The sequence below is a fragment of the uncultured Nonlabens sp. genome (assembly GCF_947495285.1).
Taxonomy (GTDB): Bacteria; Bacteroidota; Bacteroidia; order Flavobacteriales; family Flavobacteriaceae; genus Nonlabens.
The window spans coordinates 1-24,795 of sequence record NZ_CANLXZ010000034.1 but is presented as its reverse complement, the minus strand read 5'-3'; the positions used below and the strand labels follow the sequence as shown (position 1 = coordinate 24,795).

27 protein-coding genes and 1 tRNA gene are annotated in these 24,795 nt (G+C 33.3%); 6 read left to right on the top strand and 22 right to left on the bottom strand.

Annotation, left to right across the window (positions count from 1 at the left end; translation table 11 throughout):
• Positions 1 to 24 precede the first annotated feature (24 nt).
• From Q0838_RS12465 to Q0838_RS12450, 4 genes are all read right to left on the bottom strand, one after another.
• Positions 25 to 972, bottom strand: a complete 948-nt coding sequence (locus tag Q0838_RS12465) for an alpha/beta hydrolase-fold protein (protein WP_298955660.1) — start codon at positions 970 to 972, stop codon at positions 25 to 27.
• A 6-nt stretch (positions 973 to 978) separates the two neighbouring features.
• Positions 979 to 1,605 carry a response regulator transcription factor gene (locus Q0838_RS12460; RefSeq protein ID WP_298955657.1) on the bottom strand — a complete coding sequence of 209 codons (627 nt, stop codon included), beginning with the start codon at positions 1,603 to 1,605 and terminating at the stop codon, positions 979 to 981.
• The gene (locus Q0838_RS12455) at positions 1,602 to 3,407 is read right to left on the bottom strand and encodes a sensor histidine kinase (protein WP_298955654.1); all 1,806 of its coding nucleotides are present in this window, start codon (positions 3,405 to 3,407) and stop codon (positions 1,602 to 1,604) included. Before Q0838_RS12455 ends, Q0838_RS12460 begins: the two co-directional genes overlap by 4 nt.
• A 463-nt stretch (positions 3,408 to 3,870) precedes the next feature.
• The gene (locus tag Q0838_RS12450; RefSeq protein ID WP_366942049.1) at positions 3,871 to 4,092 is read right to left on the bottom strand and encodes a hypothetical protein; all 222 of its coding nucleotides are present in this window, start codon (positions 4,090 to 4,092) and stop codon (positions 3,871 to 3,873) included.
• Positions 4,093 to 4,147: 55 nt separating this feature from the next.
• Here Q0838_RS12450 and Q0838_RS12445 point away from each other — a divergent pair, with 55 nt between their 5' ends.
• Positions 4,148 to 4,534 (top strand): nucleoside triphosphate pyrophosphohydrolase family protein, encoded by a 387-nt coding sequence (locus Q0838_RS12445; RefSeq protein ID WP_298955652.1) that lies wholly within the window; start codon positions 4,148 to 4,150, stop codon positions 4,532 to 4,534.
• 446 nt (positions 4,535 to 4,980) lie between these two features.
• Here the strand turns inward: Q0838_RS12445 and nth are convergent, their stop codons facing one another.
• Positions 4,981 to 5,640 (bottom strand): endonuclease III, encoded by a 660-nt coding sequence (gene nth / locus Q0838_RS12440; RefSeq protein ID WP_298955651.1) that lies wholly within the window; start codon positions 5,638 to 5,640, stop codon positions 4,981 to 4,983.
• A 37-nt stretch (positions 5,641 to 5,677) separates the two neighbouring features.
• Between nth and bcp the strand changes: the two genes are divergently transcribed.
• Positions 5,678 to 6,127, top strand: a complete 450-nt coding sequence (bcp, locus tag Q0838_RS12435) for a thioredoxin-dependent thiol peroxidase (RefSeq protein ID WP_298955644.1) — start codon at positions 5,678 to 5,680, stop codon at positions 6,125 to 6,127.
• A gap of 98 nt (positions 6,128 to 6,225) precedes the next feature.
• Here the strand turns inward: bcp and Q0838_RS12430 are convergent, their stop codons facing one another.
• Positions 6,226 to 7,710: a TonB-dependent receptor gene (locus tag Q0838_RS12430; RefSeq protein WP_298955639.1), complete on the bottom strand. Its 1,485-nt coding sequence runs from the start codon at positions 7,708 to 7,710 to the stop codon at positions 6,226 to 6,228.
• 81 nt (positions 7,711 to 7,791) lie between these two features.
• Between Q0838_RS12430 and Q0838_RS12425 the strand changes: the two genes are divergently transcribed.
• Both Q0838_RS12425 and Q0838_RS12420 read left to right on the top strand, forming a co-directional pair.
• Positions 7,792 to 8,562, top strand: coding sequence for an MBL fold metallo-hydrolase (locus Q0838_RS12425; RefSeq protein ID WP_298955636.1), 771 nt, complete (start codon positions 7,792 to 7,794; stop codon positions 8,560 to 8,562).
• Positions 8,559 to 9,074 carry a hypothetical protein gene (locus Q0838_RS12420; RefSeq protein ID WP_298955633.1) on the top strand — a complete coding sequence of 172 codons (516 nt, stop codon included), beginning with the start codon at positions 8,559 to 8,561 and terminating at the stop codon, positions 9,072 to 9,074. Before Q0838_RS12425 ends, Q0838_RS12420 begins: the two co-directional genes overlap by 4 nt.
• A gap of 262 nt (positions 9,075 to 9,336) precedes the next feature.
• Here the strand turns inward: Q0838_RS12420 and Q0838_RS12415 are convergent, their stop codons facing one another.
• From Q0838_RS12415 to Q0838_RS12370, 11 genes are all read right to left on the bottom strand, one after another.
• Complete coding sequence (locus Q0838_RS12415; RefSeq protein ID WP_298955630.1) at positions 9,337 to 10,653, bottom strand: DEAD/DEAH box helicase; 1,317 nt, start codon at positions 10,651 to 10,653, stop codon at positions 9,337 to 9,339.
• Between the two features lie 23 nt (positions 10,654 to 10,676).
• Positions 10,677 to 11,351: a phospholipase gene (locus tag Q0838_RS12410; RefSeq protein ID WP_298955628.1), complete on the bottom strand. Its 675-nt coding sequence runs from the start codon at positions 11,349 to 11,351 to the stop codon at positions 10,677 to 10,679.
• Positions 11,352 to 11,356: 5 nt separating this feature from the next.
• Positions 11,357 to 11,719, bottom strand: coding sequence for a hypothetical protein (locus tag Q0838_RS12405; RefSeq protein ID WP_298955626.1), 363 nt, complete (start codon positions 11,717 to 11,719; stop codon positions 11,357 to 11,359).
• The gene (locus Q0838_RS12400; RefSeq protein WP_298955624.1) at positions 11,712 to 12,962 is read right to left on the bottom strand and encodes a dihydroorotase family protein; all 1,251 of its coding nucleotides are present in this window, start codon (positions 12,960 to 12,962) and stop codon (positions 11,712 to 11,714) included. The genes Q0838_RS12405 and Q0838_RS12400 overlap by 8 nt, the downstream gene beginning before the upstream one ends.
• Positions 12,959 to 14,860 (bottom strand): VWA domain-containing protein, encoded by a 1,902-nt coding sequence (locus tag Q0838_RS12395; RefSeq protein ID WP_298955622.1) that lies wholly within the window; start codon positions 14,858 to 14,860, stop codon positions 12,959 to 12,961. The genes Q0838_RS12400 and Q0838_RS12395 overlap by 4 nt, the downstream gene beginning before the upstream one ends.
• Before the next feature lie 48 nt (positions 14,861 to 14,908).
• The gene (locus tag Q0838_RS14410) at positions 14,909 to 15,127 is read right to left on the bottom strand and encodes an ATP-binding protein (RefSeq protein WP_366942050.1); all 219 of its coding nucleotides are present in this window, start codon (positions 15,125 to 15,127) and stop codon (positions 14,909 to 14,911) included.
• 333 nt (positions 15,128 to 15,460) lie between these two features.
• On the bottom strand, positions 15,461 to 15,661 hold the full coding sequence (locus Q0838_RS12390; RefSeq protein ID WP_298955619.1) for a hypothetical protein: 201 nt from the start codon (positions 15,659 to 15,661) through the stop codon (positions 15,461 to 15,463).
• A gap of 122 nt (positions 15,662 to 15,783) precedes the next feature.
• On the bottom strand, positions 15,784 to 15,942 hold the full coding sequence (locus Q0838_RS12385; protein WP_298955617.1) for a hypothetical protein: 159 nt from the start codon (positions 15,940 to 15,942) through the stop codon (positions 15,784 to 15,786).
• A gap of 73 nt (positions 15,943 to 16,015) precedes the next feature.
• Entirely contained in the window at positions 16,016 to 16,783 is a 768-nt protein-coding gene (locus Q0838_RS12380; RefSeq protein ID WP_298955615.1) for a TIGR02757 family protein, read from the bottom strand.
• Positions 16,784 to 17,443: an ABC transporter ATP-binding protein gene (locus Q0838_RS12375; RefSeq protein ID WP_298955610.1), complete on the bottom strand. Its 660-nt coding sequence runs from the start codon at positions 17,441 to 17,443 to the stop codon at positions 16,784 to 16,786.
• A 20-nt stretch (positions 17,444 to 17,463) separates the two neighbouring features.
• The gene (locus Q0838_RS12370) at positions 17,464 to 19,917 is read right to left on the bottom strand and encodes a DUF5916 domain-containing protein (RefSeq protein ID WP_298955607.1); all 2,454 of its coding nucleotides are present in this window, start codon (positions 19,915 to 19,917) and stop codon (positions 17,464 to 17,466) included.
• A 113-nt stretch (positions 19,918 to 20,030) separates the two neighbouring features.
• Between Q0838_RS12370 and msrA the strand changes: the two genes are divergently transcribed.
• A complete protein-coding gene (msrA, locus tag Q0838_RS12365; RefSeq protein ID WP_298955604.1) occupies positions 20,031 to 20,558 on the top strand; it encodes a peptide-methionine (S)-S-oxide reductase MsrA in 528 nt (175 codons plus the stop codon).
• 37 nt (positions 20,559 to 20,595) lie between these two features.
• Here the strand turns inward: msrA and Q0838_RS12360 are convergent, their stop codons facing one another.
• The 3 genes from Q0838_RS12360 to Q0838_RS12350 all read right to left on the bottom strand — a co-directional run bounded on the left by Q0838_RS12360 (position 20,596) and on the right by Q0838_RS12350 (position 22,503).
• Positions 20,596 to 20,898, bottom strand: a complete 303-nt coding sequence (locus Q0838_RS12360; RefSeq protein WP_298955601.1) for a hypothetical protein — start codon at positions 20,896 to 20,898, stop codon at positions 20,596 to 20,598.
• Positions 20,899 to 20,950: 52 nt separating this feature from the next.
• Positions 20,951 to 21,550 (bottom strand): GTP cyclohydrolase I FolE, encoded by a 600-nt coding sequence (folE, locus tag Q0838_RS12355; protein ID WP_298955599.1) that lies wholly within the window; start codon positions 21,548 to 21,550, stop codon positions 20,951 to 20,953.
• A 65-nt stretch (positions 21,551 to 21,615) separates the two neighbouring features.
• The gene (locus Q0838_RS12350) at positions 21,616 to 22,503 is read right to left on the bottom strand and encodes a phosphatase PAP2 family protein (RefSeq protein WP_298955596.1); all 888 of its coding nucleotides are present in this window, start codon (positions 22,501 to 22,503) and stop codon (positions 21,616 to 21,618) included.
• A gap of 131 nt (positions 22,504 to 22,634) precedes the next feature.
• Between Q0838_RS12350 and Q0838_RS12345 the strand changes: the two genes are divergently transcribed.
• Positions 22,635 to 22,708 (top strand) — tRNA-Arg (locus Q0838_RS12345).
• Positions 22,709 to 22,906: 198 nt separating this feature from the next.
• Here Q0838_RS12345 and Q0838_RS12340 read toward each other — a convergent pair.
• Together Q0838_RS12340 and Q0838_RS12335 are read right to left on the bottom strand one after the other, a co-directional pair.
• Positions 22,907 to 23,647, bottom strand: a complete 741-nt coding sequence (locus Q0838_RS12340; protein ID WP_298955593.1) for a hypothetical protein — start codon at positions 23,645 to 23,647, stop codon at positions 22,907 to 22,909.
• A 208-nt stretch (positions 23,648 to 23,855) separates the two neighbouring features.
• Positions 23,856 to 24,305 (bottom strand): hypothetical protein, encoded by a 450-nt coding sequence (locus Q0838_RS12335; protein WP_298955590.1) that lies wholly within the window; start codon positions 24,303 to 24,305, stop codon positions 23,856 to 23,858.
• Positions 24,306 to 24,795: the final 490 nt, after the last annotated feature.

Below are 24,795 nucleotides of genomic sequence, written 5' to 3'. Positions count from 1 at the left end.
GCTGCTTTTTTTGTGGTATTTAATCTATTTCAATAAAAATACCAATGGAATAGCGGCACGACGTTGCCAGTCTTTTTCATTGTGAATATGACCTTCAAATTTCTTGTAAAGTAAGTCCTCGTCTGTATAACCTAAATCTTTAAACATATCATTTACTCGTAATTGATATGGTTCATAATTATAATCTAAAGTTTTAGTACCATGATCAAAATAAATTTTATGATTACCAGCTTGAGGAACTGATGTGGGCAATTCTTTAATAAAAGCTTCACCTAAAAGCGGTATAGGCCAGTGTGTGCTTACACAACCTATTTTTCCATATACTTCTGGATATTTAATCATCGCATAAAGTGATATTAATCCACCCATAGAGCTTCCCATAATTGCGGTATGTTCTGGTTTTGTAGAGGTTTGGAAATTTTCGTTTACAAATGGTCTTAGCTCACTGGTTAAAAATTTTAAATAATCATCGCTATATAATTTATCATATCCAGTGTTCTTTTTTAGTTCCGCTTTTGCAAAAGCAGACTCTGTCAACTCACCAGGTAATTGCGGCATATATTCACTGAAACGTTTCTTATTAGTATTCCATGCGGTAACCACAATGGTGGGTTTTATAGCCTGGGCCATAGTCAGAGAATCCATTTTTTGATCCATTTCCCAAGCCACACCTGTATAAGCAGTTTCTTTATTAAAAACATTCTGACCATCGTGCATGTAGAGAACTTGATATTTGATCCCTTTTTGTGGATAACCTTCAGGAAGCCATATCTCTACATTACGATCATCTACAAAGTTGGATTTAAAATTGTTATAATATAATATGGTATCGTTTTGAATGGCCTTATCAAAATCGGTAATTTGAGTATTTTGTATTGCGGCTGGTTCAAAAACGTTAGTAGGAGAATTGTTTTTACAGCCTAAGAATACGCCTACAGTTGTTAAAATTGAAATAAATAAAGATATTTTCATAAGAAATTAATTTGAGTGACCGTGTTGTTCTTGTGCATACTGTTGTAATTCTCCTTTACCAGATAATCCTAGTTTCTGGATCATATTTTTTCTATGCTTGTTAACTGTGCTTATGGCGGTACCGCGTTCTACTGCGATATCCTGACTAGATAATCCTTTGGCAATGGAAATAAGTATGTCTCTTTCACTTCTAGATAAAATCTTCTTTTTTACTTTAAAAGATTTAATTTCATCTAGTTTTGCAGCTATCTGGCTATCAAAGTAAACTTTACCTTTATGAACATCTTTTACTGCCAGTCTTAAAGGTGTTAAAGGACTGCTTTTAAGAACATAACCATCTGCTCCAGCATCTAGCATATCTTTTATTGCACCAGTGTTGTTAAACATGCTTAGGGCAATAACTTTTGTGCTAGGTCTTAATTTTTTGATAGCTTTACATAATTCTATACCATTCATGTCTGGCATGCTTATGTCAGTAAGAACTACGTCTGGTAGAGAGTTCTCAATACGTTGCATCATTTCTGTACCGTTTCTAACAGCATAAAGAATTCTAATCTCTGGATCCTGCTCTAGAAATAATTTGAGACCATCACTTAAGGAAATGTGATCTTCGGCAATAGCTACTGTAATCATACTAGGGGAATTTCTATATGTATCGTGCAACCTCCTTTTAAAATATTAGAATCTACTGTAAATATACCGTTCATGTCATTAACTCTCTTTTTTATATTATCAAGACCCATACCATTTTTTATTACTTTATCAGGGTTAAAACCTTTACCATTATCGTCTACCATTATATCCAGTGTATTATCATAACCAGTAATATTTATGCTAGCTTCTGTAGCGTTAGCATGTTTCATGATATTATTAATAAGCTCTTGTATAATTCTAAATAGGTAGAGCTCTGTAGAGTTGCTTAGATTGCCATGTAGACCTGTATGAAGTACTTCTATATCGAGATTACCAGATTTATTAATTTTATGAGCTAGATCTTTTAGACTATTTATCCAGCCGTCTTCACTTAATACTCTACTATTTTGAGTATGAGAAATACTACGTACTTTTACATAGGTGTCATTGAGAATATTATGTGCATTTTCAAGAATAGATCTCGATTCTTTGTCTTGGGTACGTTCTTTTAAATTTTCAATTGAAATCTTAATGGCGGTCAGAGAACTACCTAGGTCATCATGTAAATCTGAGGCTATTTTGAGTCGTTCTTTTTCCTGGCCAGCGATCATAGCATCTATACTAGCTAGCTCTTGATCCTTCATTAACTTGAGTTCCTTTAATTGTTGTGCTTTGCTTCTCTCTTCCATTATCTTTTTAGTTTTGTAAAAATTTAAAAGAAAATAGCCTACAATACCTAGTGCTATGGTAAGTAGAAAAAGTAACATGTAAATTTGTGATTCACTTTTAGAGTTCTCAGCTTCTAATTCGGCATTGAGTAGTTCTTTTTCGGCAGTATCATATTTAGTTTGTAATTCATTGAGTTGTTGTGCATGTTGTGAAGCAGACAGTGTGTCGTTCATTTCTAGATGCTGATAATAAAAATCTGTGGCAGCTTTGAATTTTTTATTGTAAGTAAGAATATCTGCTTTATTACGTAATATCGCTAATAATAACTGATGATCTGATTGAGAACGCGCCAGTTCTTCAGCTTCACTAATATGATCTAGTGCAGCCGCATATTCCCCAAGAGCAGTTTTTAACATAGCCATGTTATTAACACGTTGTGCTATGGATAATGTATCCTTAGTTTTGCGAGATCTTTCTAAATTACGTTCAAAATAAAACAGAGCAGAATCGTTCCTACCTTGAAAATAATGGATGGTTCCCATATTGTTTTCAATGTCTAATAATTCTTTTTGCAGGTCGTTTTCCTTTGCTATGCGCTGCATTTGATAATTATACTTTAAGGCAAGTTGATAATCTTCGCCCACAAGTTCAGAGTAAAAAGTATTATATATACAGTCTATTTTAAGTTTAGGTTCATTTAATTCTTCGGCAATTTTACAATTTTCTTCTATAAGAGTAGGAGCTGCTGTACTGTGTTCAAATACAGAATTTGCAATATCTATTAAATAATCGTTTGCATTATAAATAACCATTATTTCTGCAAACTTTTTTAAGTCCTTTACCTTTAATAAGGTTTGATATGCTACCACAAAATTATTTTCCTTGTACTCTATTATTCCCTTATTGAGCAGGTAACTTGCTTTATCTTTTTGGGATAATGAAGAAAAGTTATATTGTTTTAAAGCAAGCTTAGTTTTTGATATCTCATTTTTATCGAGCATCTCAAGCATGTCATTAAAAGGAAGTAAATCTTGTGAAAATAATGATGTACAACTCCATAGTAGGGTCAGTAAAAGCAATGGTAATCTCATGTTAGGCATTAGGGTAAGTACAATATATACTTTTTGTATCAAAAGTTAAAAATACGCATACTTTTATAGCAAACTGTTGGTAAAAGGAATGTTTTTTGTCGATTGAATAAAAAGTAAGTAACATCGATATCGCATTTTAAAGATATTCAGATAACACTTTTAAAATCACTTTATTTCTGAAATATATTAAAAATTTAGGCTCTATGTTTATGGTCTCTTTATAATCATCTTAGCATGCTGAAGTTAGAGATAAAAAAGAAACGAGTCAGATTAATAAAATAGTAAATCGTATAATATTTTTAATGAGTTAGATCATTAATGCATTTTGTGTTATCATTTAATAGATTGAGTAGAGCTATTTATAAAACTTCAAAAAATCGTTCTTCTACCTGATCAAAGTGGGCATAAATACTTGAAATTAAGAAGGAATGGTGTGTTATTCCGCTTTCGCGAAAGCGAGATCACAAGAAACAAAATAAACACTAGAAGAAACTCTACTGTTTTTCTATTTCTGTAAACCAAATTTTATGGCAACTAGAAGTAAAATAAAAGCTATAAAGCCTATGAGTATCCAGAAAACGCCTTTATAATTTTTATTATGTAACTTTTTATCTTTTAAATACATAAAAGAAATAATAACCACAAAAACTATGAAAAAACCTATTCCAAAATTAATCTGACCAGTACTGAACATAGGATCTTTTAAAACTAACGGTAACGTACTCATAGAAAACTTATTTTTACAAAATTACAAACCTATACTATTAAATGCACCATAGATTATGAAGAAACAAATAGAAAGTGTCCATAAATTTCACACCGCCTTTAAATTAGGTACAAACAGTAAACCGGTTGCCCATATTACAGAACGTAGAAATAAGTTGCGATATGAGTTAATGAAAGAAGAGAATGAGGAATATCTAGAGGCGGCACAAAATGACGATCTTGTAGAGGTTGCAGACGCACTGGGAGATATGCTTTACATACTATGTGGTACGATTATAGAGCATGGAATGCAAGATGTTATAGAAGACGTATTTGATGAAATACAGAGATCAAATATGTCTAAGTTAGGGGAAAACGGTTCACCCATTTATAGAGAGGATGGTAAGGTGCTTAAAGGCCCTAACTATTCAAAACCTGATTTTGATAAGATTTTAAAGAATTAATGTAATAAATTTAAACAGTGAATTGTCTAAAAATCATATGATGTGCATGATGTAAATGAAATAAAAAACTGTTTTTAAATATCGATATTTTGTGATTCTTAAATTTATATGTTCATGTTGTATTTTTAAAAAAAAGACAGAATTCGTATCATTATTTAAATTGAGAATTAGATCAACAATGGACTTACAAAAAAATAACGTGCTGGCAACAATTTAGTTATTTTTAATCCTAGCGTTACGCTTATAGATTCTATACGGTAAATCATCTTTGAAAAGTTTAGTCTTCATTAAAGATTTCTTTCAAGATAAGGATAGAATCTATGTTTTTACTTAAAAAAAAGGCCATTCCTTTAATTGTATTTAATTAATCGAAACTAGCACTCTACTTTTGTTCATGCACCTGGCTGCGATTATATTTATTAAAATGACCATACCATTAAACAACATCACTTCTTTAACTTCTTATAATACTCATCAAGAACAGTCTTCCTACCGACAGTCTTTGTGATGATATCTTTTTCTAGATCCCAACCTCTGGCTGGACTGTACTCACGACCATACCAGATGATTTGAAGATGTAGATCATTCCATACTTCTTCTGGGAAGAGGCGTTTTGCATCTTTTTCTGTTTGTATAACGTTCTTACCGTTAGTGAGATTCCAGCGGTACATTAATCTATGAATGTGTGTATCTACAGGAAAGGTAGGTATGCCAAAGGATTGCGCCATAACTACTGCTGCAGTTTTATGTCCTACTGCTGGGAATTCTTCTAGCTCTTCATAAGTTCTAGGTACTATACCATCATGCTTATCTATTAAAATTTGCGATAGTCCATGAATACCTTTTGCTTTCATAGGTGATAGCCCTACTGGTTTTATGATCTCACGTATCTCATCGATAGATAATTTTACCATATCATAGGGGTTATCAGCACGATCAAATAGGAGTGGAGTTATTTGATTTACACGTACATCTGTACTTTGTGCACTCATTAAAACCGCTATCAATAAGGTATATGGACTCGTGTGATCTAGTGGAATGGGAATTTCTGGATATAACTCTGCTAATTTATTTATGATAAATTCAACTTTTTCTGATTTGTTCATTCCTATCTTTATGCTTTAATTCATTCAAAAATACGATATGACTTCATTAAAAGTAGGAGATAAGGCTCCAGATTTTTCGGTTATTAATCAAGATGAGCAAACGGTTTCTTTATCTGACTTCTCAGGTAAGAAATTGGTTTTATTCTTTTACCCTAAGGCAAGTACACCAGGTTGTACTACCCAAGCGTGTAATTTAAGGGATAATGTAGATCGTTTTCGCGCAAGCGGTTATGAAATACTAGGAGCAAGTGCAGACAGTCCTAAGAGACAGAAGAATTTTCAAACTAAACATGAATTACCATATGATCTTCTTGCAGACGAAGATCACAAGTTGTTAAACGCATTTCAAGTTTGGGGACCTAAAAAGTTTATGGGAAAAGAATACGACGGTATTCACCGCACTACTTTTGTAATCGATGAAAATGGTGTGATTACTGATGTGATAGGTAAAGTAAAAACAAAAGATCACGCAGCCCAGATTTTATAAGGCGATGAACTTATTAATGTAGTTTCATTAAAATTATAAACCCCAAATAGTTGATTTTTAATCAACTATTTGGGGTTTATACATAAAACTTATTTTTATTATAAAGGAGCATCTCCTACGTGAGAATCCGTATCTTTATGAGGAGTTATTTTATTATTGCAACCAAAGAGGTTCTCTTTTTCCATTAATGCTGGTATACCTTCAGGGAGCATTTCTTTCCATCCGTCTTCCTTTGCATCTATCATGCGCAGTACTTCTCTAGAAAATATATGTAGTATGTCTGGATTATAATCTTCTAGATCTTTTAACTTACCGTTATATTTAAAGAACTTGTAAAGTTCCTTCATACGAGGGTGCACCTTTAGGTTTTCACTTGTGGTAAGTTCGCCAGTTTCTTTATCTAACATAGGATAAAGATATACTCTCAAATCTTTAAAGAATAGTTTTCCAAAGGCTTCTAGAATCCCACCACTTAAGTGAGTATAGTATTTAGTATCAAAAATCTCTACTAGATTATTCACACCCATTACTAGTCCTATGCGTGCTTTTGTGTAGTTATTAAAGTATTCTACTAACTTATAGTATTCCTTAAAGTTAGATATCATAACTGTCTGTCCTAGAGAACATAAAAGCTCTGCTCTGTGCATGAAATCTTCTTCATCTATTTCTCCTTGAGATCTTAAATTAGAAAGAGTAATTTCAAAAATGGTTTCTACATTTTCTTCTTTTACAGTTCCAGATTTTAAGAACCTGCGGCGTGCGGTTTCAAACATATCCATGTTCACCTTAGTCACCGGACGGAAACTACCACGCAACGCAAGTACATTCTTTTTATAAAGAATACGTGCACTTAAGATGTTATTACCATCTGGACCGAACATGACAGCCTCTGTCATACCGTGTTTAAGAAGTTGTAAACTCATTAAACGATTATCTACTTGCTTAAATCGTGGTCCTGAAAAGTTAATCATATCTATTTCTATCTTATCCTTATCGATATGATCATATAGATATTCTAATAATTTTCTAGGGTTATCGTGCTTATAAAAAGCACCATATATAAGGTTAGTACCTAAAATACCTAGCGTTATTTGTTGTAGGCGTGCATCGCGTTCTTTAAAACGAACGTGTAGAATAATCTCAGAATATTCTTCTTCTGGAGAAGCCTGAAATCTTATACCTACCCATCCGTGACCTAAGTAACGTTTTGCAAAGTCTATAGTAGCTACGGTATTTGCATAAGTAAAGAATAATTTTTCAGGATGTTTTTCTCTAGATAGTCTTTCTTCTATAAGATTAGACTCATGTTGTAACATCTTCTTTAATCGAGATTCTGTCACATAGCGGCCGTCATCTTGAACACCATAAATGGAGTCAGAAAAGTCCTTGTCATATGCACTCATCGCTTTTGCAATAGTACCAGAGGCACCACCAGCTCTAAAAAACTGTCGCACGGTTTCCTGTCCTGCGCCTATTTCAGCAAAGGTTCCGTAAATGTTACGGTTCAGGTTAATTCTTAAAACTTTATTCTTTATGGACGGGACTGATTCAAAATCATGATCTCCTGGTAAAGTAATTCCCATTGTATATCTTTTGCTGTTCTCACAAAGGTAGCAAACAGCCGTACTTAAATGAAAAAATATTAATACTTTTATAAAACAATTATGGAAATAAAAATTACGGTTTTAGGAACAGGCACATCACAAGGTATTCCTGTCATAGGTAGCTCACATCCAGTATGTTTAAGTAAGGATTCTAGGGATAAGCGTCTTAGAGTAAGTGCGATGGTAGAGGTAAATGATAAACGATTTATTATAGATTGTGGTCCAGATTTCCGCCAGCAAATGCTTACACAAGGTGTTTCTAGAATAGATGCAATCCTTTTTACTCATGAGCATGCAGACCATACTGCAGGACTAGACGATTTAAGACCTTTTTATTTTAGACAAGGTAATTTACAATGCCATATGACTCCACGCGTTCATAAAGCGCTGCAAGAACGATTTAGTTATATTTTTACAACGGTAAATAAGTATCCTGGCGTGGCTACTCTAGATGTTCATGAATTTGAAAATGAGCCTTTTGTAATAGATAATATAAAAATAACACCAGTTCTTGCAGATCATGGATACCTACCAGTTCATGGTTTTAGAATAGGCGATTTTGCTTACATGACAGATGTTAAGACTATCGCTCAAGGCGAAAAAGAGAAACTTAAAAACCTAGACGTCCTTATTCTCAATATGTTACGAGAAGAAGAGCACGCAACACATCTTAATCTAGAAGAAGCACTAGAATTAGTAAGGGAATTGCAACCTAAACGTACTTACTTTACACACATAAGCCATTACTTAGGTTTTCATGAAGAAGTAGAGAAAAGACTTCCTGAAAATGTATTTTTGGCATACGATAACTTACAAATCATATCACATTGAAAAAAAGTATTTACTTATACCTATTCATCTTTGCCTCTCTCATAGCACTAGTTATTTATGTGAACGGTAGAAAATATCAAGAAAAATTAGAGAATCAGGTAAAAAGCCTAAGAACTGAGGTTTATAAAAAAGACCAGGCTAGAAAAGAAGCAGAGTCTGTACCGTATAAAGAGGATTATGAAAATTCTGTCTTTTCCCTAAAAGGAAATCCAGAGGCTGAAAACTACCTGTTCAACATAGGACTTACACCAGAAGAGGTGGAATATATAATAGGTGAAAAGCTATTAGATCTTAACGTAAAACCTAATGGAAACCCCTTAGTACCATATGAGGGGCAAGGTCGTGGTTTTAGAATTATCGATACCAAATTTGTAAACCATAAATGGGTACTCGCTAACTTTACAGACAGCAATCGCTGGGGTGATGTCCTCATACGTTACAACTTTGATGCAGATAAAAATGTAACTATGGAAACTATAACTTCTGTACTATATGATATAAACAGGAAGTAGGTAGGTCCTTAAAATCCATTTATGAATTACAGACTCTTACAGATACTTTTTATTCTATTCAGTTTGTATTTCTTTTACGCTGCTTTTAAGGGATAGCCATCGATACTAGATAATTTCTTGCGTCTTTTTAGAATCAAAAAAAGATTTGTAGCATTAGATAGATTCTACAATGGATTTATGGGAGTGTTTTTAATTGTTTTGATTTATTATTTACAAATCCATTTTATCAATAGTCATTAAATATAGTTATCTAATAGATCTTTTAATCCAACCTGTAAATGCGCACTTTACGTTTTTTAATTTTAGAATTATTTAAGTCCTGACACAGTTGGTATGCTTTTTCAAAAGGCACGGCTACAAAAGCACAGTCCTGTTTCAACTCGATAGTACCCAACTCATCTTTACCTAGATTTCCTTGTTTAAAGAACAAACCAGCAATATCTCCTTTTGAGATTTTATCCTTTCTACCACCAGAAATAAATAGGGTTTCCCATTTTTGTTCTTGGTTTACTTTTAAGCGTTCAGCATATTCTAATGGAGTACTATTTTCTATGTAATCAGGTAGTTTATACTTCTTATTGTATAAAATATAAGCAGTACCGTCTGCATGCATTCTAGCGGTACGACCGTTTCTATGTGTAAATTCTTCTTTGTGAAAAGGCAATTCAAAATGGATAATAAAATCTAATTCTGGTACATCGATACCACGAGCAGCAAGATCTGTTGCAAGTAACAACTGGTGGGTACCATTTCTAAATTTTATCAAAGCACGTTCTCGATCTCTTTGCTCTAGACCACCATAAAATACAGAGTGCGATATATTCTTTCCATTAAGAAATTCACTTACCTCTTCAATAGAATCCTTAAAATTACAGAATATAATACCGTTACCTTTATTAGTACGTGCAATGATTTGCTCTAGATTTAGAAATCTATTTTTAGAATCAGATGCCAGTGTTTTAATTTGTAGAACACTATCAGTTTTCTTTTCAAATTTTAAGACCTGTGGATTTTGTAGACCTACAAATGCAGGTACATCAGCTTTAAAAGTTGCAGAAGTTAATATGTTGCGCCCTATATGAGGCAGTGCGTATACTATTTCTTTCATCTCTTTTTCAAAACCAGTCTCAAGAGATTTATCAAATTCGTCTAGAATAAGTGTTTTAATAAAAGAAGGATCAAAGGTCTCACGTCTTAAATGGTCGGCTATTCTACCAGGAGTTCCTACTAGAATGGCAGGAGTATGTGATAAATCTTCTCTGTCCTTTGCTCCAGCGCGGCCTCCATAGATAGCATTTGCTTTATAACCAGTTCCCATTTCTCTTATAACTTGCTCTATTTGTATAGCAAGCTCACGAGAAGGTACTAGAATTAAGGCTTGTAACTCTGTAATCGACGGATTTAATAATTCTATAACTGGCAGTAAAAACGCTAGGGTTTTTCCAGTACCAGTAGGAGAGATAATCACGGTATCTCTGTGGTTTGTGATTGCGCTATGCGCCTGCTGCTGCATATCGTTAAGCGAAACAATTCCTAATTTATCTAGAATTTGCTGACGTGATTTTATGGAATTGTTCATAGGTATTATTTAATAACTTAAAGTTATAAGCTCAAAACTCTCTTTTCCAGCCACTCCTTCATGTCATAGAAATTATCTCTAGAAACACCGTGACCTATTGGGTAATCTTTAAAAACGTAGTCGGCACCTATTTCCTCCATAAGCAATGGTGCTTTTTTTGCCCATTCATAAGGCACGACTTGATCTACGGTTCCATGAGATATGAAATAGTTGGTTTTGATCTCGCTTTCGCGAAAGCGTACTCCTAATCCATCTCTACCTGCAATAATATCTTCATTAATATAACCACTCATTGCCACAACATTGCGGAATAAGCCTGGTTGAGAAAGGCTAAGTCCATAAGAAAGTATCGCGCCCTGACTAAAGCCTAACACGTTTATGTTATTAGGGTCGATAGAGTAGGTTGCTTTTAATTCTTCTAGAAAAGTATTGATTTTCATCATGCTTTCTCTAGCCTGATCGTTATCACTAAATTTGCCACCTGTAGCGTCAAAATTAATGGCATACCACGCCGCACCTTGCGGTTGCATGTCATATGGTGCGCGTGCAGATACTATAAAAATATCTTCACTTATCTCTGGTGCAAATGAGAATAGATCTTCTTCATTACTACCATAACCGTGAAGTAGTAGGAGTAAAGGAGCGTTTTCTTTGCGTGCAGGACGCGTGATATGTTGTAAAGTAAGAGAAGTATTCACTGTTTTTATTTAATAAAGTTGAACCATTCTTGGAAGTACTTTCCTATGTATGGTAATAAATCTTGTTGATTGCGCAGTGCGCTTACTAGACCTAATAGTGCTAGTAGAACCATCAAGGTTATGATTATTAACGGCAGTAATAGCTGGTCTTCTGGTATGGCTCCAGAAAATACAGAAATCATTACTGCAATTATCCCTATACCGCACATTTGTCTTATGTGAAAGCTGGCAAATTTGTTTCCTTTATTGTAATTAAGAATAACGGCAATTCCGAAAACGGCAACGAATACTATAAAATGAATGTATAGAAAGATAGAGCTGGCATAAGCTAATATGGCTAGGTTTTTTGCTGGTGGATTCTTACTCATTCCAGAGGGCTTTTTTATTATTGATAATTCCTATTACTTTTCCTTTCATAGTTTTACCTAAAAAAGCCGAGTTTTTTGATGTAGAAATAATATTGCTCTTTTCAAATGTATAAGTCGTATCTGGTTCAAAAACAGTAAGGTTTGCTATCTGTCCTTCTTCTATTTGTGGTCTTTCTTGATTAAAAACCGCATAACCGTTAGTTAATAATTCTACAGCTCTATCGGTAGCTATTAAGTTATTTAAAGCGCCAAAAGTACTTTCCATTCCTATGCTACCTGCAGTTGCTCTATCAAATTCTAGATCTTTATGTTCTATAGTTAACGGCATGTGGTCGCTGGTTACTACATCTATCACATCAGAATGAAGAAATTTTTGAAGTTGTTTTACTTCTTTTTCGTCTCTAAGTGGTGGTTGTAATTTAAAGTTGGCATCAAAGCTTTCTAATTCATTACTGGATAAGGTAAGGTGATGGATGGACACACTGCAGCTTACATTTTTAGAAGACTTTTTATATTCTTTTATTAGTTTTAAACCTTCGGTAGTAGTTACTGTGGGAATGTGCAATCTACCCTTTGTGTAGGCTGCTATTCTTAAATCTCTTGCTATCTGTAATTCTTCAGCTAGGCTGGGCATGGATTTGAGTCCTAGGTTGGTACTTACTAGATCTTCATTTACCATTCCTTTTCCTGCAATGTCTTTATTTTGTGGATAGGACTGTACAACACCGTTAAAGGAAGATGTGTATTGCAGTCCTACTTTAAGAAGATTTGCATTAGTCACCTCATGTTTATAATCATAAAATGAGACGGCACCTGCTTTTTGCATATCATACAATTCGGCAAGGTGTTCTCCATCTTGATTAAGAGTAAAAGATCCTACAGGCAATATACTTACTGCTTGATTTGCGGTTACATTTTTCAAATACATGACACCAGATTGATCTTGTGGATTAGGCTGGTTATTTGGGTTGAGCATTATAGTTGTAAAACCACCTGCTGCGGCAGCCTTGATACCATTTTTAAGCGTCTGTCTTTCTTCAAATCCAGGCTCTCCTATACTTACACTAGTATCTATCCATCCTATAGAAAGGTGTAGGTTGTCTTTTTGAATGATTTTTGCTTCACTATTCTCTATAGATGATGATATGTTCTCAATTTTACCATTTTTGATAAGGACATCTCTCTTTTTACCATTTAATGGAGAACTAGCGTCTATAATTGTAGCGTTCTTTAATAATATCATTTTAAAAACTTTAAAATCAATAGTTCACAAATAAGGAAGAATAATGCTCCCATAACAAAGTATTTCCACAAGGTAAGAATATTCTCTTCTTGATTAAGTTTATACAGCAAATCGTCTATAGATCCTGATAGGTTGTTACCTAACTCTGTATCAGAATAATATTTTAGATTATTTTCTGTTCTGGCAGCATTAAAACTTAAGTTAGAAATGTTTTCACCTTTAACTGCTATTTTATAATGTCCAGAAATAGATAGTTCTTTACCAGTATTAAGTAAAACATGATTATCAAATGCTTGCTGTCGTGGTATGACCTGAGAAGATTGGTTAGAAAGACTCAAAATATGGTCTTGATTAACAGCAGTATTAACAGCTATCTCATTATTTTTGTTTAATTCATAGTATAGCTGTGGTACTGGTAAGGCATTAATAGCCATGTTATAAAAAACAGGAACTATAAGTGGAGAGTTTTGAAAATTGCTGTTTTCTACATTTAAGCTACTTGTAAATACATAGGTGTTTTTATTTTTATATAAAAAGCTACTACCATCTTCAAATTGTAATATAGGATCTAGTGCATGGGTACTTTTAAGTACACTATTTACATTAGGGTATTGAAAGTTTGAGATACGTTTATTAAATACACCTTTAAATAATGGGTGATTAAAGTTAATGGTTGTAATCTTTTTAGAAACCTCATTAAATTCTATACCAGGTAGTCCTATGTTAGCATAACTAGCAGTGGCTTTGTCTGACGGTATAACTATAAGGTAACCACCATTTTTAGTTAATGAGTTGATTTCCTGTGCTAGACTGATCGGTACATTGAGTATTTCATTAAGAATAACAATGTTTTGTTCCTTAATTAAATTATAGTTGACATCTCTTTCCTTTACACTGGTGTAATTAAACTGCTCATCATTATAAAGCCTATCTAAGAAATTAGAATCTTCACCATTGATGCTTAACACTTTGATTTTCTTTTTAGGAACTGTACTTATAAAAAGCTCATTATCAAAGGAAAGACCTTCATCTTCTAAATGTATTTTTCCTGTAATGGACTCACTAGATTCAATTTCAAAATTTACAGTTCCTTTATTATTTTCTAATACGGTAGATGTTTTTGCAAGTAGAATGCTGTTGTTATCTAGAGAAACTGTTATGGGTTGCTCTGTTTTAAAATTTGAACTAATGTTTACTTGTATTTTAATATTGTTAACAGCCTGGCTTACTATGAAGGCCGTGTCTATAGAAATATTATTGATCTCTTGAGGTTCTAATTTAACCAGCTCTCTTTTTACATTTTTAAGTGTATCGGGAAAGTCAGTTGCAGTGCTATTTTGAAAATCAGAAATAAGAATAATTTCTTTTGTAGCGTTTTTATGGTCTAGTAAAGAAGCAGCCTTAAGCTGTATTTGATCAAATGAAAGAAAAGAACTAGAGTAGTTGTTGTTAAGTAACTCGTTAGTAATTTGCTGTCTATTAGTATGTGCAAAGACCTTATCGTTAGTAAAAAGTGTAAAGACTTTGTCTACAGGTAATTTTTCTAATAACTGACTGGTTGCATTTTTATATAAAGCTCCATTTTTTCCATTTAACTGCATGGAGTAGGAGTTATCCAGATAGATAGCCGTCTGTTTTTCTAGAGTTGCAGTTTTACTACCAGGTAGAAAGGGCTGAGCAAATGCGATAACTATACAAGCAACGGCAGCGCATCTAGCTAGTAAAGTAAGCCACTTTTTAAGTTGACGACTTTTTCTAGTCTGAGAAATAAGAGGTTTAAGAAAAGCTACATTAGTAAAAGAAACTTTACTGAATTTTCTTAGTTGAAAAAGATGAATAATAATAGGAACTATTATAAAAAATAGGCCATAAAGAATTATTGAGTTTTTAAATAACATCTGTAGTAATTGCAATATCAAAGATACTGCCTTTGCTTAAAAAAGCATCTATTTTCTTATAGTAAATGTAAAGGTCGTTCTAGAATTAATTTGAGAATCACATTTGATAACGTCGCCTAGTTTGTCAACTAGTATTTTAACCGTAGAAAGTCCAATACCATTACCTTGTTTACCACTACGATTTATTATATTAAGGCTCGTAAATAATTTAAAAGTGTCTTTCTGTTTATCTTCAGGAATACCGATACCGTTGTCCTTTACTGCAATACGATTGTATTTAAGTGTTTTTTGTAACTCGTATTAGACTTTTTATAAGGTCACTATTATTACATTTAATACTGTTGCCCATGAGAATAAGCAGTATTGTTCTAATGCTGCACTATTACTTAAAAGAATCACATTATTGTCAAGAAAAATAATCTGAATATTATCATTAAGACCAATTAATTTTACTTCTTTTTGTATAATGGACTAGATGTCAGATCGATCTTTCTCTTCCATAGCAAGTTGATCGCTATTATAATGACTCATAGAATAAGCAGAGTCTTTTAAAGTTTTTAAATATCGCTTACCATCTGTATCTAAAATCTTCTTATATTTTTAAGAAATCACATCACTAGTGCGTATCATATTTGCTAGAGGTGTTTTCATGTCGTGAGAAACTACGTGTGCAAAATTTCTGAGCATCTCGTTATTCTCTTTTAATAATCGTGTTTTATCTAATGATTCTGTATTGCGTTTGTTTAAGTCTAGTTGCCTCATAACCAGATATGCTATAATGATTTTAAAAAAAAGAGTCATCTAGTCTATGAAGTTTATCGTCCAGAACGCAAATCGTGCCTAATAGCATGAGAGCAAAAACTTAATTCTCTAGAAGTACTATCTAATTGTAATCCATTTTGGGATTTAAACCACAACTATTATTAATCTACTATAGATATAAGACTTTTAGGTACGCCAGTAAGTTTACAGGGCAGTTCAATTAATTCATCTAGTACGGTGTCACGGTCTGTTTCTATATTAAAAAGACTCCAAATAAGCAATACGTTGATCTTCATTAGGATGTAAAGGTGCAGTATCATAAAATCAGATTAAACAGATTCAGTCCAATTTAATCCAATATTTAAAAATTAATCAAAAATAAATTCTTTTTTTCTACAATTCTTTAAAAGCCCCTAGGCCGAATAATGCAAAGTCGTATTTTATAGGATCTACAGGATCAAACTTGCGTAATACTTTATCTAACTCTGCAACAGATTTTGCGTCGTTTTGTTTACGTTTCAATAACTTGAGTTTACGAGCTATATTACCGGTGTGCACATCTAGTGGCAAGGAAAGTGCACTCATAGGTATGGAATCCCAAATCCCAAAATCAACACCAGTATTATCCTTTCTCACCATCCATCTCAGGTACATATTAATTCTTTTTGCACTACTATTTTTAATAGGATCGCTTACGTGTTTTTGTGTGCGTTGCAAATGATTTACCTCAAAGAAGATGGTTTTAAATTGTGAGATCGCTTTTTGTAAATTGTTTTGTTCTAGATACGCTTTCGCGAAAGCGTGCTCTAAACCATCATACTTATTCTCAATATGCTGTAGAGACCGCATAAAGGTTTTACAGTCCTCGCTATTAAAAGTGCGGTGAACAAAACCGTTGAACCTATCTAGGTCATTATCTTGATGATTCTTTATAAAATCTGATGGAGAATGGTCCATCAAATCCATCAACTTATTAGAATTATTGATAATGGATTTACGATTTCCCCATGCGATAGTTGCGACTAAAAATCCAGCTATTTCTATATCTTTTTTATCGGTAAAAAGATGGGGAATTTGAATAGGGTCGTGGGGTATAAAATCTGGCGTGTTGTACTGTTCAACTTTTACATCCAGAAATTCTTTGAGCTCTTTGCGATTCATTTATAAAAATTTACCATCGCTCATTACTAGTTTGCGATCTGTAAGGTTTGCGAGTTCATCATTATGGGTAACAATTACAAAGGTCTGATTAAATTCTTCTCTCAATTGAAAAATAAGTTGGTGAAGATCGCTTGCAGTTGCGCTGTCTAGGTTACCTGTAGGTTCATCTGCAAATATTACCTTAGGATTGTTAATTAATGCTCTAGCTACTGCAACACGTTGCTGTTCACCACCAGAGAGCGTGCCAGGTTTATGATTAAATCTGTCAGATAATTTTAAATAAGAGAGAAGTTCTTTGGCCCTTTTCTCTGCAACCGTCTTATCTGTATTTGCAATAAAGGCTGGTATGCAAACATTTTCTAATGCGGTAAATTCTGGTAGTAATTGATGAAATTGAAATATGAACCCTAGAGAATTATTTCTAAATTTACTGAGCTGTTTCCCTGTTAATTTTATAATGTCTGTACCGTCTATTTCTAGCCTACTACCTGGTTTAAAATCTGGTTGCTCTAGAGTACCTAATATATGTAATAGAGTTGTTTTACCAGCACCAGAACTACCTACAACACTGGTTATTTCTCCTGTTTTTATCTCTAGATCTACACCTTTTAATACTTCTAAATCTCCAAAACTTTTATAAATCTGTGTTGCTTTAATCATAGGTACAAAGTAATGGAATTTTATGCTTTAAACCATTTTTTTGCATTATTAAAGTCTAAGAAATATGTAATTCTCAACGATAAGTTATTTCTACTAGGTTGCTTTAATAGATCGTCTAGGCTTTCCTGGTAAGATATAGTTCCTTGATTATTTTGATTAAAGATACTGTTGCGATATAACAATGTAGCCTCACTGCCTGGTGCAAATCTCCAAGAATAGGAGAGGTCTAGATTCCAGATATTAAAATTAGCATCTGGGTTAAAACCTTCGTCTAGAGTATAATCACTGTTCTTACTTGTGCCATCTTGTTGCAAATTTAGAAAATTACGATTAAATCTTGCCTTAGACCAGAAATTTCTGAAAGAAAGGCTCAGTGCTTGTCTATTATTAAAGTTATAAGTTCCAGTAATTCTATTTTCTACAGAGTGTGTGTTTCTTCTACTCATTATAGCCTCATCGTTATCTATGGTAACATAGCTTAGTCTATTATCGCTCTTATCCCAATTAAAACTATAGATAAGTAAAAATTTATCAGAGAATCTATACCTAGGGCTTAAATTAAAGTTATAGCTGTGTTCTAGGTCGTTAAATCTTTTAAATCTAGATATACTTAAATCCAGTGCGAGCTTCTTGCGATAATCTGTAGAGATAAATCCTCTTGTAAAATATGAAGAATTATAACGCACCACTTGATCTTGAATTCTAGATTCAAATTGATTTAAATCTCTAGAAGTAACTTCAAATCGAGCACCAAAGGCAAAACGTTCACGTGTGAAAAAGAAAGGGTTAAATGTAAGCTGGCTATTTAAATGTAGATCTGGACTAGCCTGCCTGCGGTGTCTTACTCTTGTTCTTAATTCGTATCTGTTAAAAATACCTTGTGGGGTGAATTGAACGTAATCTAGATTTGCTGCAAATATGCTAGAGTTGGTTTGAAAATTTATACCTAAGTCGTTAGGATTCCAGTTTTTATCTGTGTAAAAATAACCTAAGAAAGGCCTCCATTTACCAGTGGTACGATTCCAGGTAGCTTGGGCCTGGTAACCTGTGTCTGTGCCCAGTGGTGTAAAACGATTACTCATTTTTAACTCAGTACCATAATTATTTGCTGCTTTTTTATCGTTATGATTTAAAACAATAGCGGTCACATTTGCATCAGTAAAACCTCCATTTCTTATAGTGCTCGCATTAGCTAGAGAAATGGAACTGTTTGCACTAAACTGCTGGTCTAGCACTAACATATTATAGTTAGTTAGCGCCTCTGTTACCACTGTACGAGTTGTACTGTCTATATCGTTACTAACAATGGCTTCTGTTTTTTCAGTAATAGCGTTAAGAAAACCTACACCTAGTCTACCTTTAGTTCTACCTGTAATTTTAATAGCGTTAAGCAATTGTGCTTTACTAGGGTTTTCAACCACAGACTCATTTTCTTGTAAATTTAGGTGGTCAGACCTGCTGGGTCTATTTCCTATTCTACGTGAGAAGAATATGCCTCCTTTATTAAAAAGGTCTGTACCTTCATTAAAAAATGCTCTGTTCTCACCAAATGCTTGTTCAAATGGTCCTAAATTTAACCTTACTTGATCAAAGGCAACCTGTCCAAAATCAGGGATAAGTGTAGCGTCTAGGGTAAATGCGTCATTTATACCATATTTAAGATCCATTCCTGCACTGTATTCTGTGGTAGAATTACCATCAAAATTATCGTGAATAATAGAGGCATAAGGGTACAAGTTTAACCTTAACGGCGCATCGATTTTTTCTACACCAGTCAGTAAAGCATCATATTGTGTACCTACACCTTGTGTAATGTCTATAAAATTATAGGTGTACTCTTCATTAATTGCTCGTATTCTCCTATAAATTTGAAAACTCCAGTCTTGAATCTCTACCTCAGGAAAGCGTAGTGTGCGATAAGGGATTTTCATTTCTACAAACCATCCACGCTCATTTATACTAGTTTCTGATTGAAAAACTACGTTGTAACTAAAATCTTCACGATTCCCCTCGGCAATAGCATCACCTAGAGCATTTGCACTAGTTGCATAAAATCTAGTCTGATTAATCTGGTTATTATAGGTATTTATAAAGAAGCCAAATAGGTCTGCTTGCGCATTTACATCATCTCTTTGAGAGAACTGTCTGGCTATGTTTTGGGAGTCATGATCGTATAAAAATCCAGCTACGTATAATGCGTTATCATCATAGGCTATTTTAAATTCTGTCTTATGAGAATCTCTTTCTTTTAAACCATTAGTAGGTTCTGTCATTATAAAATTATTCCCTACCGGAATAGGATCCCAAAAGGTTTCAAATGGATTCCCATCAATGACAGGTGCAGTTGTTACTCTAGTGGCATGATACTTTTTTCTCTTAATTAATAGAGTGTCTGAGATTGCTGGTAACGATTGCGCTTTCGCGAAAGCGGAAAAAAAACAGACGTAAAGGAAAAAATAATGAATTTTACTCATAAAATTTAAACAGTAAACAAATTTAAGGACTTCAAAAAATGAAATCATTAAAGACTTGTTAATTAAAGTAAAAAGTTGGGCTCTAGGTTGTAAATTGTAAATTAAAAACAATGATGGAAAAAGCGATTTTAGCAGGTGGATGTTTCTGGTGTACTGAAGCTGTTTTTCAAAGAGTGAAAGGAGTGGAGCAGGTGCGATCTGGTTTTTGTGGTGGTTTTATTAAAAACCCTCCATATAGAGAAGTGATGCAAGGAAGAACTGGTCACGCAGAGGCTGTTGAAATAACTTATGACAATACTATAGTCTCCTTTAAAGAATTGTTACAAGTATTTATGGCTACTCATGACCCTACTACTTTAAATAGACAGCAATATGATGTAGGTACTCAATACAGAAGTGCTATTCTATATTTAAATGAAGACCAGGAGAAAATAGCTCAAGAACTGGTTAGAGAACTCAATGCTTCTTCTACGTTTGAAGACCCTATAGTAACCGAAATAGCCCCAGCGACAGAGTTTTATCTGGCTGAAGAAGGACATAATGATTATTATAATAGGAATCGTGATCAACGATACTGTCAGGTGATTATAGATCCTAAGATTAAGAAATTAATGAACGGCTTTAAAGAGCTCGCAGTTTAAAATTAAAAAAGCTCCTAATAAAAAGGAGCTTTTTTTATTAGGAATGATCTACATCGATGACATTCTCTTCTTTTACTTTTCCTGATTTGATTAGGTACGTATAACACCACATTATAGTAAATGATGGAATCACGTCCATACCTGGCATTAATTCTTCAATCGTGGTAAGTACTCCAGCTGTTACCCCAGATTTACCTGGATATAATCGAGTCATTAAATAACCTGCAATGGGTGCCCAACCTAAATCCAGTATTTCTGTAAATCCTAGAGGTACAGATGCGATACCTATTAGGTCTAAAATTATACCTATAATTAATTTTGAACGTTTTGATTGAAACATATAATTGGATTTATTGCTATTACATGTTCAAATAACGTTCCATAAAAAGGGTTTAGTGTAATTTTGAGCTAATTAGGTTCATAAATTCACTGCGTGTTTCTACTTTTTCAAATTGACCTCTGAAACCACTAGTGGTAGTAACGCTGTTCTGTTTTTGTACACCGCGCATCATCATACACATATGAGAAGCTTCTATAACAACAGCTACACCTTGTGGTTTTAATGTTTTATCTATACATTCTAATATGTCATGGGTAAGTCTTTCTTGTACTTGCAATCTACGCGCAAATACGTCTACTATACGAGGTATTTTAGAAAGCCCGACTATATGTCCGTTAGGTATGTATGCAATGTGTGCTTTACCAAAGAAAGGTAGCATATGGTGTTCACATAAAGAATACAGTTCTATGTCTTTTATGATTACCATATCGTTGTAATCCTCTGCAAACATTGCACCTTTAAGAATTTCAGAGGGATCTATATCATAACCAGAGGTTAGAAACTGCATTGCTTTGGCAGCTCTTTCAGGGGTTTTAACAAGACCTTCTCTAGTTACATCTTCTCCTATTTCATTAATAACGTCTCGATACTTATCTTGTATCTCTTGTGTGATCTTAATATTATACTCTTCAAAAACTCTATATGGGGCCATAATCATGTTGTAAAATCCAAAGTTAAACCAAAATTGTTTAACTAAATAAATGATATGTTAAACATTTAAAAATTTAAAGTTACACCTAGAGTGTTGGTAGTGGCTGTAATATTAAACACCATCTTTTTAGGATCTGAACCTGTTTTACCGTTTCCATACCTTTTATCACCATAACCATTTCTAGTATCGAGATACCTGTCTACAGCCTCTACGGTGGCAATAGTAATAGCCATACTAAGAACTACGTCTGTTAAAAAGTGTGCTCCTGCCCATATTCTAGATACTGGTGATATAAGACCTACTGTATAAATACCTGCTTTTACGTAAGGATTATCAAAGTGTTTTGCAAGCGCATAAGCAGTGGTAAATGCAAGAACAGTGTGCCCAGAAGGAAATGATCTAAAACCAGATTCTCCTGAAAATGGTCTAAATTCATTTCTTCCTAAATTAGTTTCTGGTCTAGCTCTTCCAGTCACTGTTTTTAATACTTGTTGTAAAAGTCCACCAGCTGTTGCGCTAGATATCATTAAAACACCTGTACGTCTCCATTCTGGATCTTTAGTTAGTAACCCATAGGCATAAATACCAGCGGTAACACCATAATTGTTCTGCGGACTTCCAAAATACCATCCAAAATCTTTGATTAATTCTGGTATATCCTTTTCTTGTTTTCTAAAATAATCACTAGATTCATTATCAAACGTATAGAGGGTACCTACTAATAATCCTGTAGCTCCAGCTCTATAGAAGTCTTTTTTTTGCCAATTAAAAGGCCTTAAGTAGGAGTAACCAACACCTTTAAACATATTTATTCCATCATATTTAAGTAATTGCCATGAATTCATTCCTTCTACATCTACAGAAGTATAAGAATCTGGTTTAAAATTTTGGGAATAAAGACTAGAAATAGTCAATAATAGCGCTAACGTAAAAATATTTTTCAAAAAATCCATAGACGCAAAATTAACAAATTCAAGTAGTTATTGACCTATTTGAATTAATTCCTTTTTATTTTTCAAATTTATCATTGCATTTTGTAAAATAGTACTATATTTGCAACCGCTTAGGGTAATTTAAGTGAAAAGGGCTCGTAGCTCAGCTGGATAGAGCACCTCCCTTCTAAGGAGGCGGTCACAGGTTCGAATCCTGTCGGGCTCACAAAGGTTAAAACCTTATAAACCATCTACTTATGTAGGTGGTTTTTTTGTTTTAGGGGCTTTATAGTGGCGAATAGTTAGCTTTATTTATGTTTGTATAACTATATAATTACTAAAAACGCAACAAAAACGCAACGAGATATGAAGGTAGGTTTCTTTATCTAAGGTATTTGTTCTACACTTTTTTTCCATAGGTTATTTAATGACTTTTCACCTTTCCTTTGATTTCGTAAAAATAAGCCCGATTTCCTTTTATAATTACTTTTTTATTTCTCGGCATTCTTTCTTTGTCAATAGGAAGTACAACATCGATTTCATAATAGTCAGAATTTTTATTTTCTATTTTTAGTTCGATAAAATCTGTAAATCCATAAGTATAAATTCCGATTCTTTCAATGTGTTTTTTTGCTATTTTAAAGGTATTAGTAGAATCTAAATTCACTCGATTTCTTATTCTAGGCGCCCAAGCACAACTTCTCTCTTTCCACCATTCTCTTGTTAAATGCTTGTATTTCCTCTTTTTGTTAAAATATAGAGTTAATAATTCAAATTCTGTTTTTTTTCTTTTTATGAATTTTTCATTTTCATACACCTCGATATAATGATTGACTTTAAGCTCTATTGAGTCTTTAAGTCCGATTTGATTTTCAATAATATTTACTATCGGTTGTCGTCTTTTTAAATTAGGATTTAAAATAACTTCTCCATCTTTTAAAATCCAGTTGCCTTTGTTTGTATAATTTTTAAAGGTTTGTGGATAAGCATTATCTGTTGTCCGTAACTTAAATGTTCCGTTGGATAGTAATTCTAATTCGGTTATTAATGCATTTCCATTAGGCATCCAGTCTCCATATTTTCCGACATATTCTGAAACATTAATTTGTGCTTGAAGATTTAATGTTAGCAAGAAGACTGTGAATATATAACACATTTGTTTCATGATGCGAAGAACGTTTAGAATAAGAAACATAGGGCAGTTAAAAAGCACCTACGTTTCGATTTATTACTTAGCTAAATATAATATTTTGCTTTTATCTTTTCTACTATAAAGGCTAAATTTTATTTTTGGTGGATTTTGTTAATATGCACAGACCTCTCGATAAGCCCAAACTGCTCTATGTTTTTTATACCTTGTTGTGCTTAGTGTTTTATTTTATTTCGCCATCGTAATTGTCAAGTTTCCAGGTTTTTTCAGGTCTTATTTTTCTCCATTCCCAATATTTTTCATAAAGTTCATCATGAAGAAAATCTGGGTTTTCTGCTAATTCATCCGTTTTGTCAACGAAACAAATTTCAGTCCATTTTCCAAATCTCTCATCAGGTTCTGAAGTTCCGTCAATTATGTTAAATAAATCGAACAAAACTCCAGCAGAATTGTCAGCCAAAATTTTTCTTAGTGCGCTTTTTAAATTTGGGTCATTCTTTAATTTTTCCAAAGAGTTATATTCTTCTTCGGTAAACCCACAATTTGGGGGATATGTTACAAAATCCATATTACTACCATTATTCAGTTGGTCAGAAATGAATTCCGCATCTTCCTCAATTTTTTGATTAGCGGATAATAAAAAAGTCTTGATGTTATATTTTGATAGTTTCATTTTCAGCATTAAACACAACGTTTTATACACGTCTTAAGTTAGAATATAAATAAGAAAGCACAAAAGAGAGGAATAAGGTTATTATATACCAAGAGACTATGATCTCGTTAACATTGAAAATCCCCTCTCTTTTACTACCCAGATTTCGTACAGTTCTATAAGGCTTTTAGACCTCGATTTTAAGTTGTTGAAACTAGCGTAGCTTGTCCTTTCAAATAACATTTTGTTATTTATAAAGATATAAAATATTTTGCAATAGATATTAGTCATTTGGTTTTTGATGTTACAGATTCTGATGGTAATTATTACCAGTTTAAAAACAGTGTTTCTGGCTTTAAAAAGTTCGTAAAATTATTAGATGATAACAGTCATTGTGTAATGGAAGCTACCAGATATTATCATTATCAACTGGCTTATACCAATTTACTTTTGAAAAGTCTCTATGAAAGCATTTTTATAATGATGATTACTAGTTATTGATTTTATGGTC

Coding starts and splice junctions, on each gene's coding strand:
- Q0838_RS12465 (WP_298955660.1), bottom strand. CDS start 972: ATGAAAATATCTTTATTTATTTCAATTTTAACAACTGTAGGCGTATTC.
- Q0838_RS12460 (WP_298955657.1), bottom strand. CDS start 1,605: ATGATTACAGTAGCTATTGCCGAAGATCACATTTCCTTAAGTGATGGT.
- Q0838_RS12450 (WP_366942049.1), bottom strand. CDS start 4,092: ATGAGTACGTTACCGTTAGTTTTAAAAGATCCTATGTTCAGTACTGGT.
- Q0838_RS12445 (WP_298955652.1), top strand. CDS start 4,148: ATGAAGAAACAAATAGAAAGTGTCCATAAATTTCACACCGCCTTTAAA.
- nth (WP_298955651.1), bottom strand. CDS start 5,640: ATGAACAAATCAGAAAAAGTTGAATTTATCATAAATAAATTAGCAGAG.
- bcp (WP_298955644.1), top strand. CDS start 5,678: ATGACTTCATTAAAAGTAGGAGATAAGGCTCCAGATTTTTCGGTTATT.
- Q0838_RS12430 (WP_298955639.1), bottom strand. CDS start 7,710: ATGGGAATTACTTTACCAGGAGATCATGATTTTGAATCAGTCCCGTCC.
- Q0838_RS12425 (WP_298955636.1), top strand. CDS start 7,792: ATGGAAATAAAAATTACGGTTTTAGGAACAGGCACATCACAAGGTATT.
- Q0838_RS12415 (WP_298955630.1), bottom strand. CDS start 10,653: ATGAACAATTCCATAAAATCACGTCAGCAAATTCTAGATAAATTAGGA.
- Q0838_RS12405 (WP_298955626.1), bottom strand. CDS start 11,719: ATGAGTAAGAATCCACCAGCAAAAAACCTAGCCATATTAGCTTATGCC.
- Q0838_RS12400 (WP_298955624.1), bottom strand. CDS start 12,962: ATGATATTATTAAAGAACGCTACAATTATAGACGCTAGTTCTCCATTA.
- Q0838_RS12395 (WP_298955622.1), bottom strand. CDS start 14,860: ATGTTATTTAAAAACTCAATAATTCTTTATGGCCTATTTTTTATAATA.
- Q0838_RS12390 (WP_298955619.1), bottom strand. CDS start 15,661: ATGACTCTTTTTTTTAAAATCATTATAGCATATCTGGTTATGAGGCAA.
- Q0838_RS12385 (WP_298955617.1), bottom strand. CDS start 15,942: ATGATACTGCACCTTTACATCCTAATGAAGATCAACGTATTGCTTATT.
- Q0838_RS12380 (WP_298955615.1), bottom strand. CDS start 16,783: ATGAATCGCAAAGAGCTCAAAGAATTTCTGGATGTAAAAGTTGAACAG.
- Q0838_RS12375 (WP_298955610.1), bottom strand. CDS start 17,443: ATGATTAAAGCAACACAGATTTATAAAAGTTTTGGAGATTTAGAAGTA.
- Q0838_RS12370 (WP_298955607.1), bottom strand. CDS start 19,917: ATGAGTAAAATTCATTATTTTTTCCTTTACGTCTGTTTTTTTTCCGCT.
- msrA (WP_298955604.1), top strand. CDS start 20,031: ATGGAAAAAGCGATTTTAGCAGGTGGATGTTTCTGGTGTACTGAAGCT.
- Q0838_RS12360 (WP_298955601.1), bottom strand. CDS start 20,898: ATGTTTCAATCAAAACGTTCAAAATTAATTATAGGTATAATTTTAGAC.
- folE (WP_298955599.1), bottom strand. CDS start 21,550: ATGGCCCCATATAGAGTTTTTGAAGAGTATAATATTAAGATCACACAA.
- Q0838_RS12350 (WP_298955596.1), bottom strand. CDS start 22,503: ATGGATTTTTTGAAAAATATTTTTACGTTAGCGCTATTATTGACTATT.
- Q0838_RS12340 (WP_298955593.1), bottom strand. CDS start 23,647: ATGAAACAAATGTGTTATATATTCACAGTCTTCTTGCTAACATTAAAT.
- Q0838_RS12335 (WP_298955590.1), bottom strand. CDS start 24,305: ATGAAACTATCAAAATATAACATCAAGACTTTTTTATTATCCGCTAAT.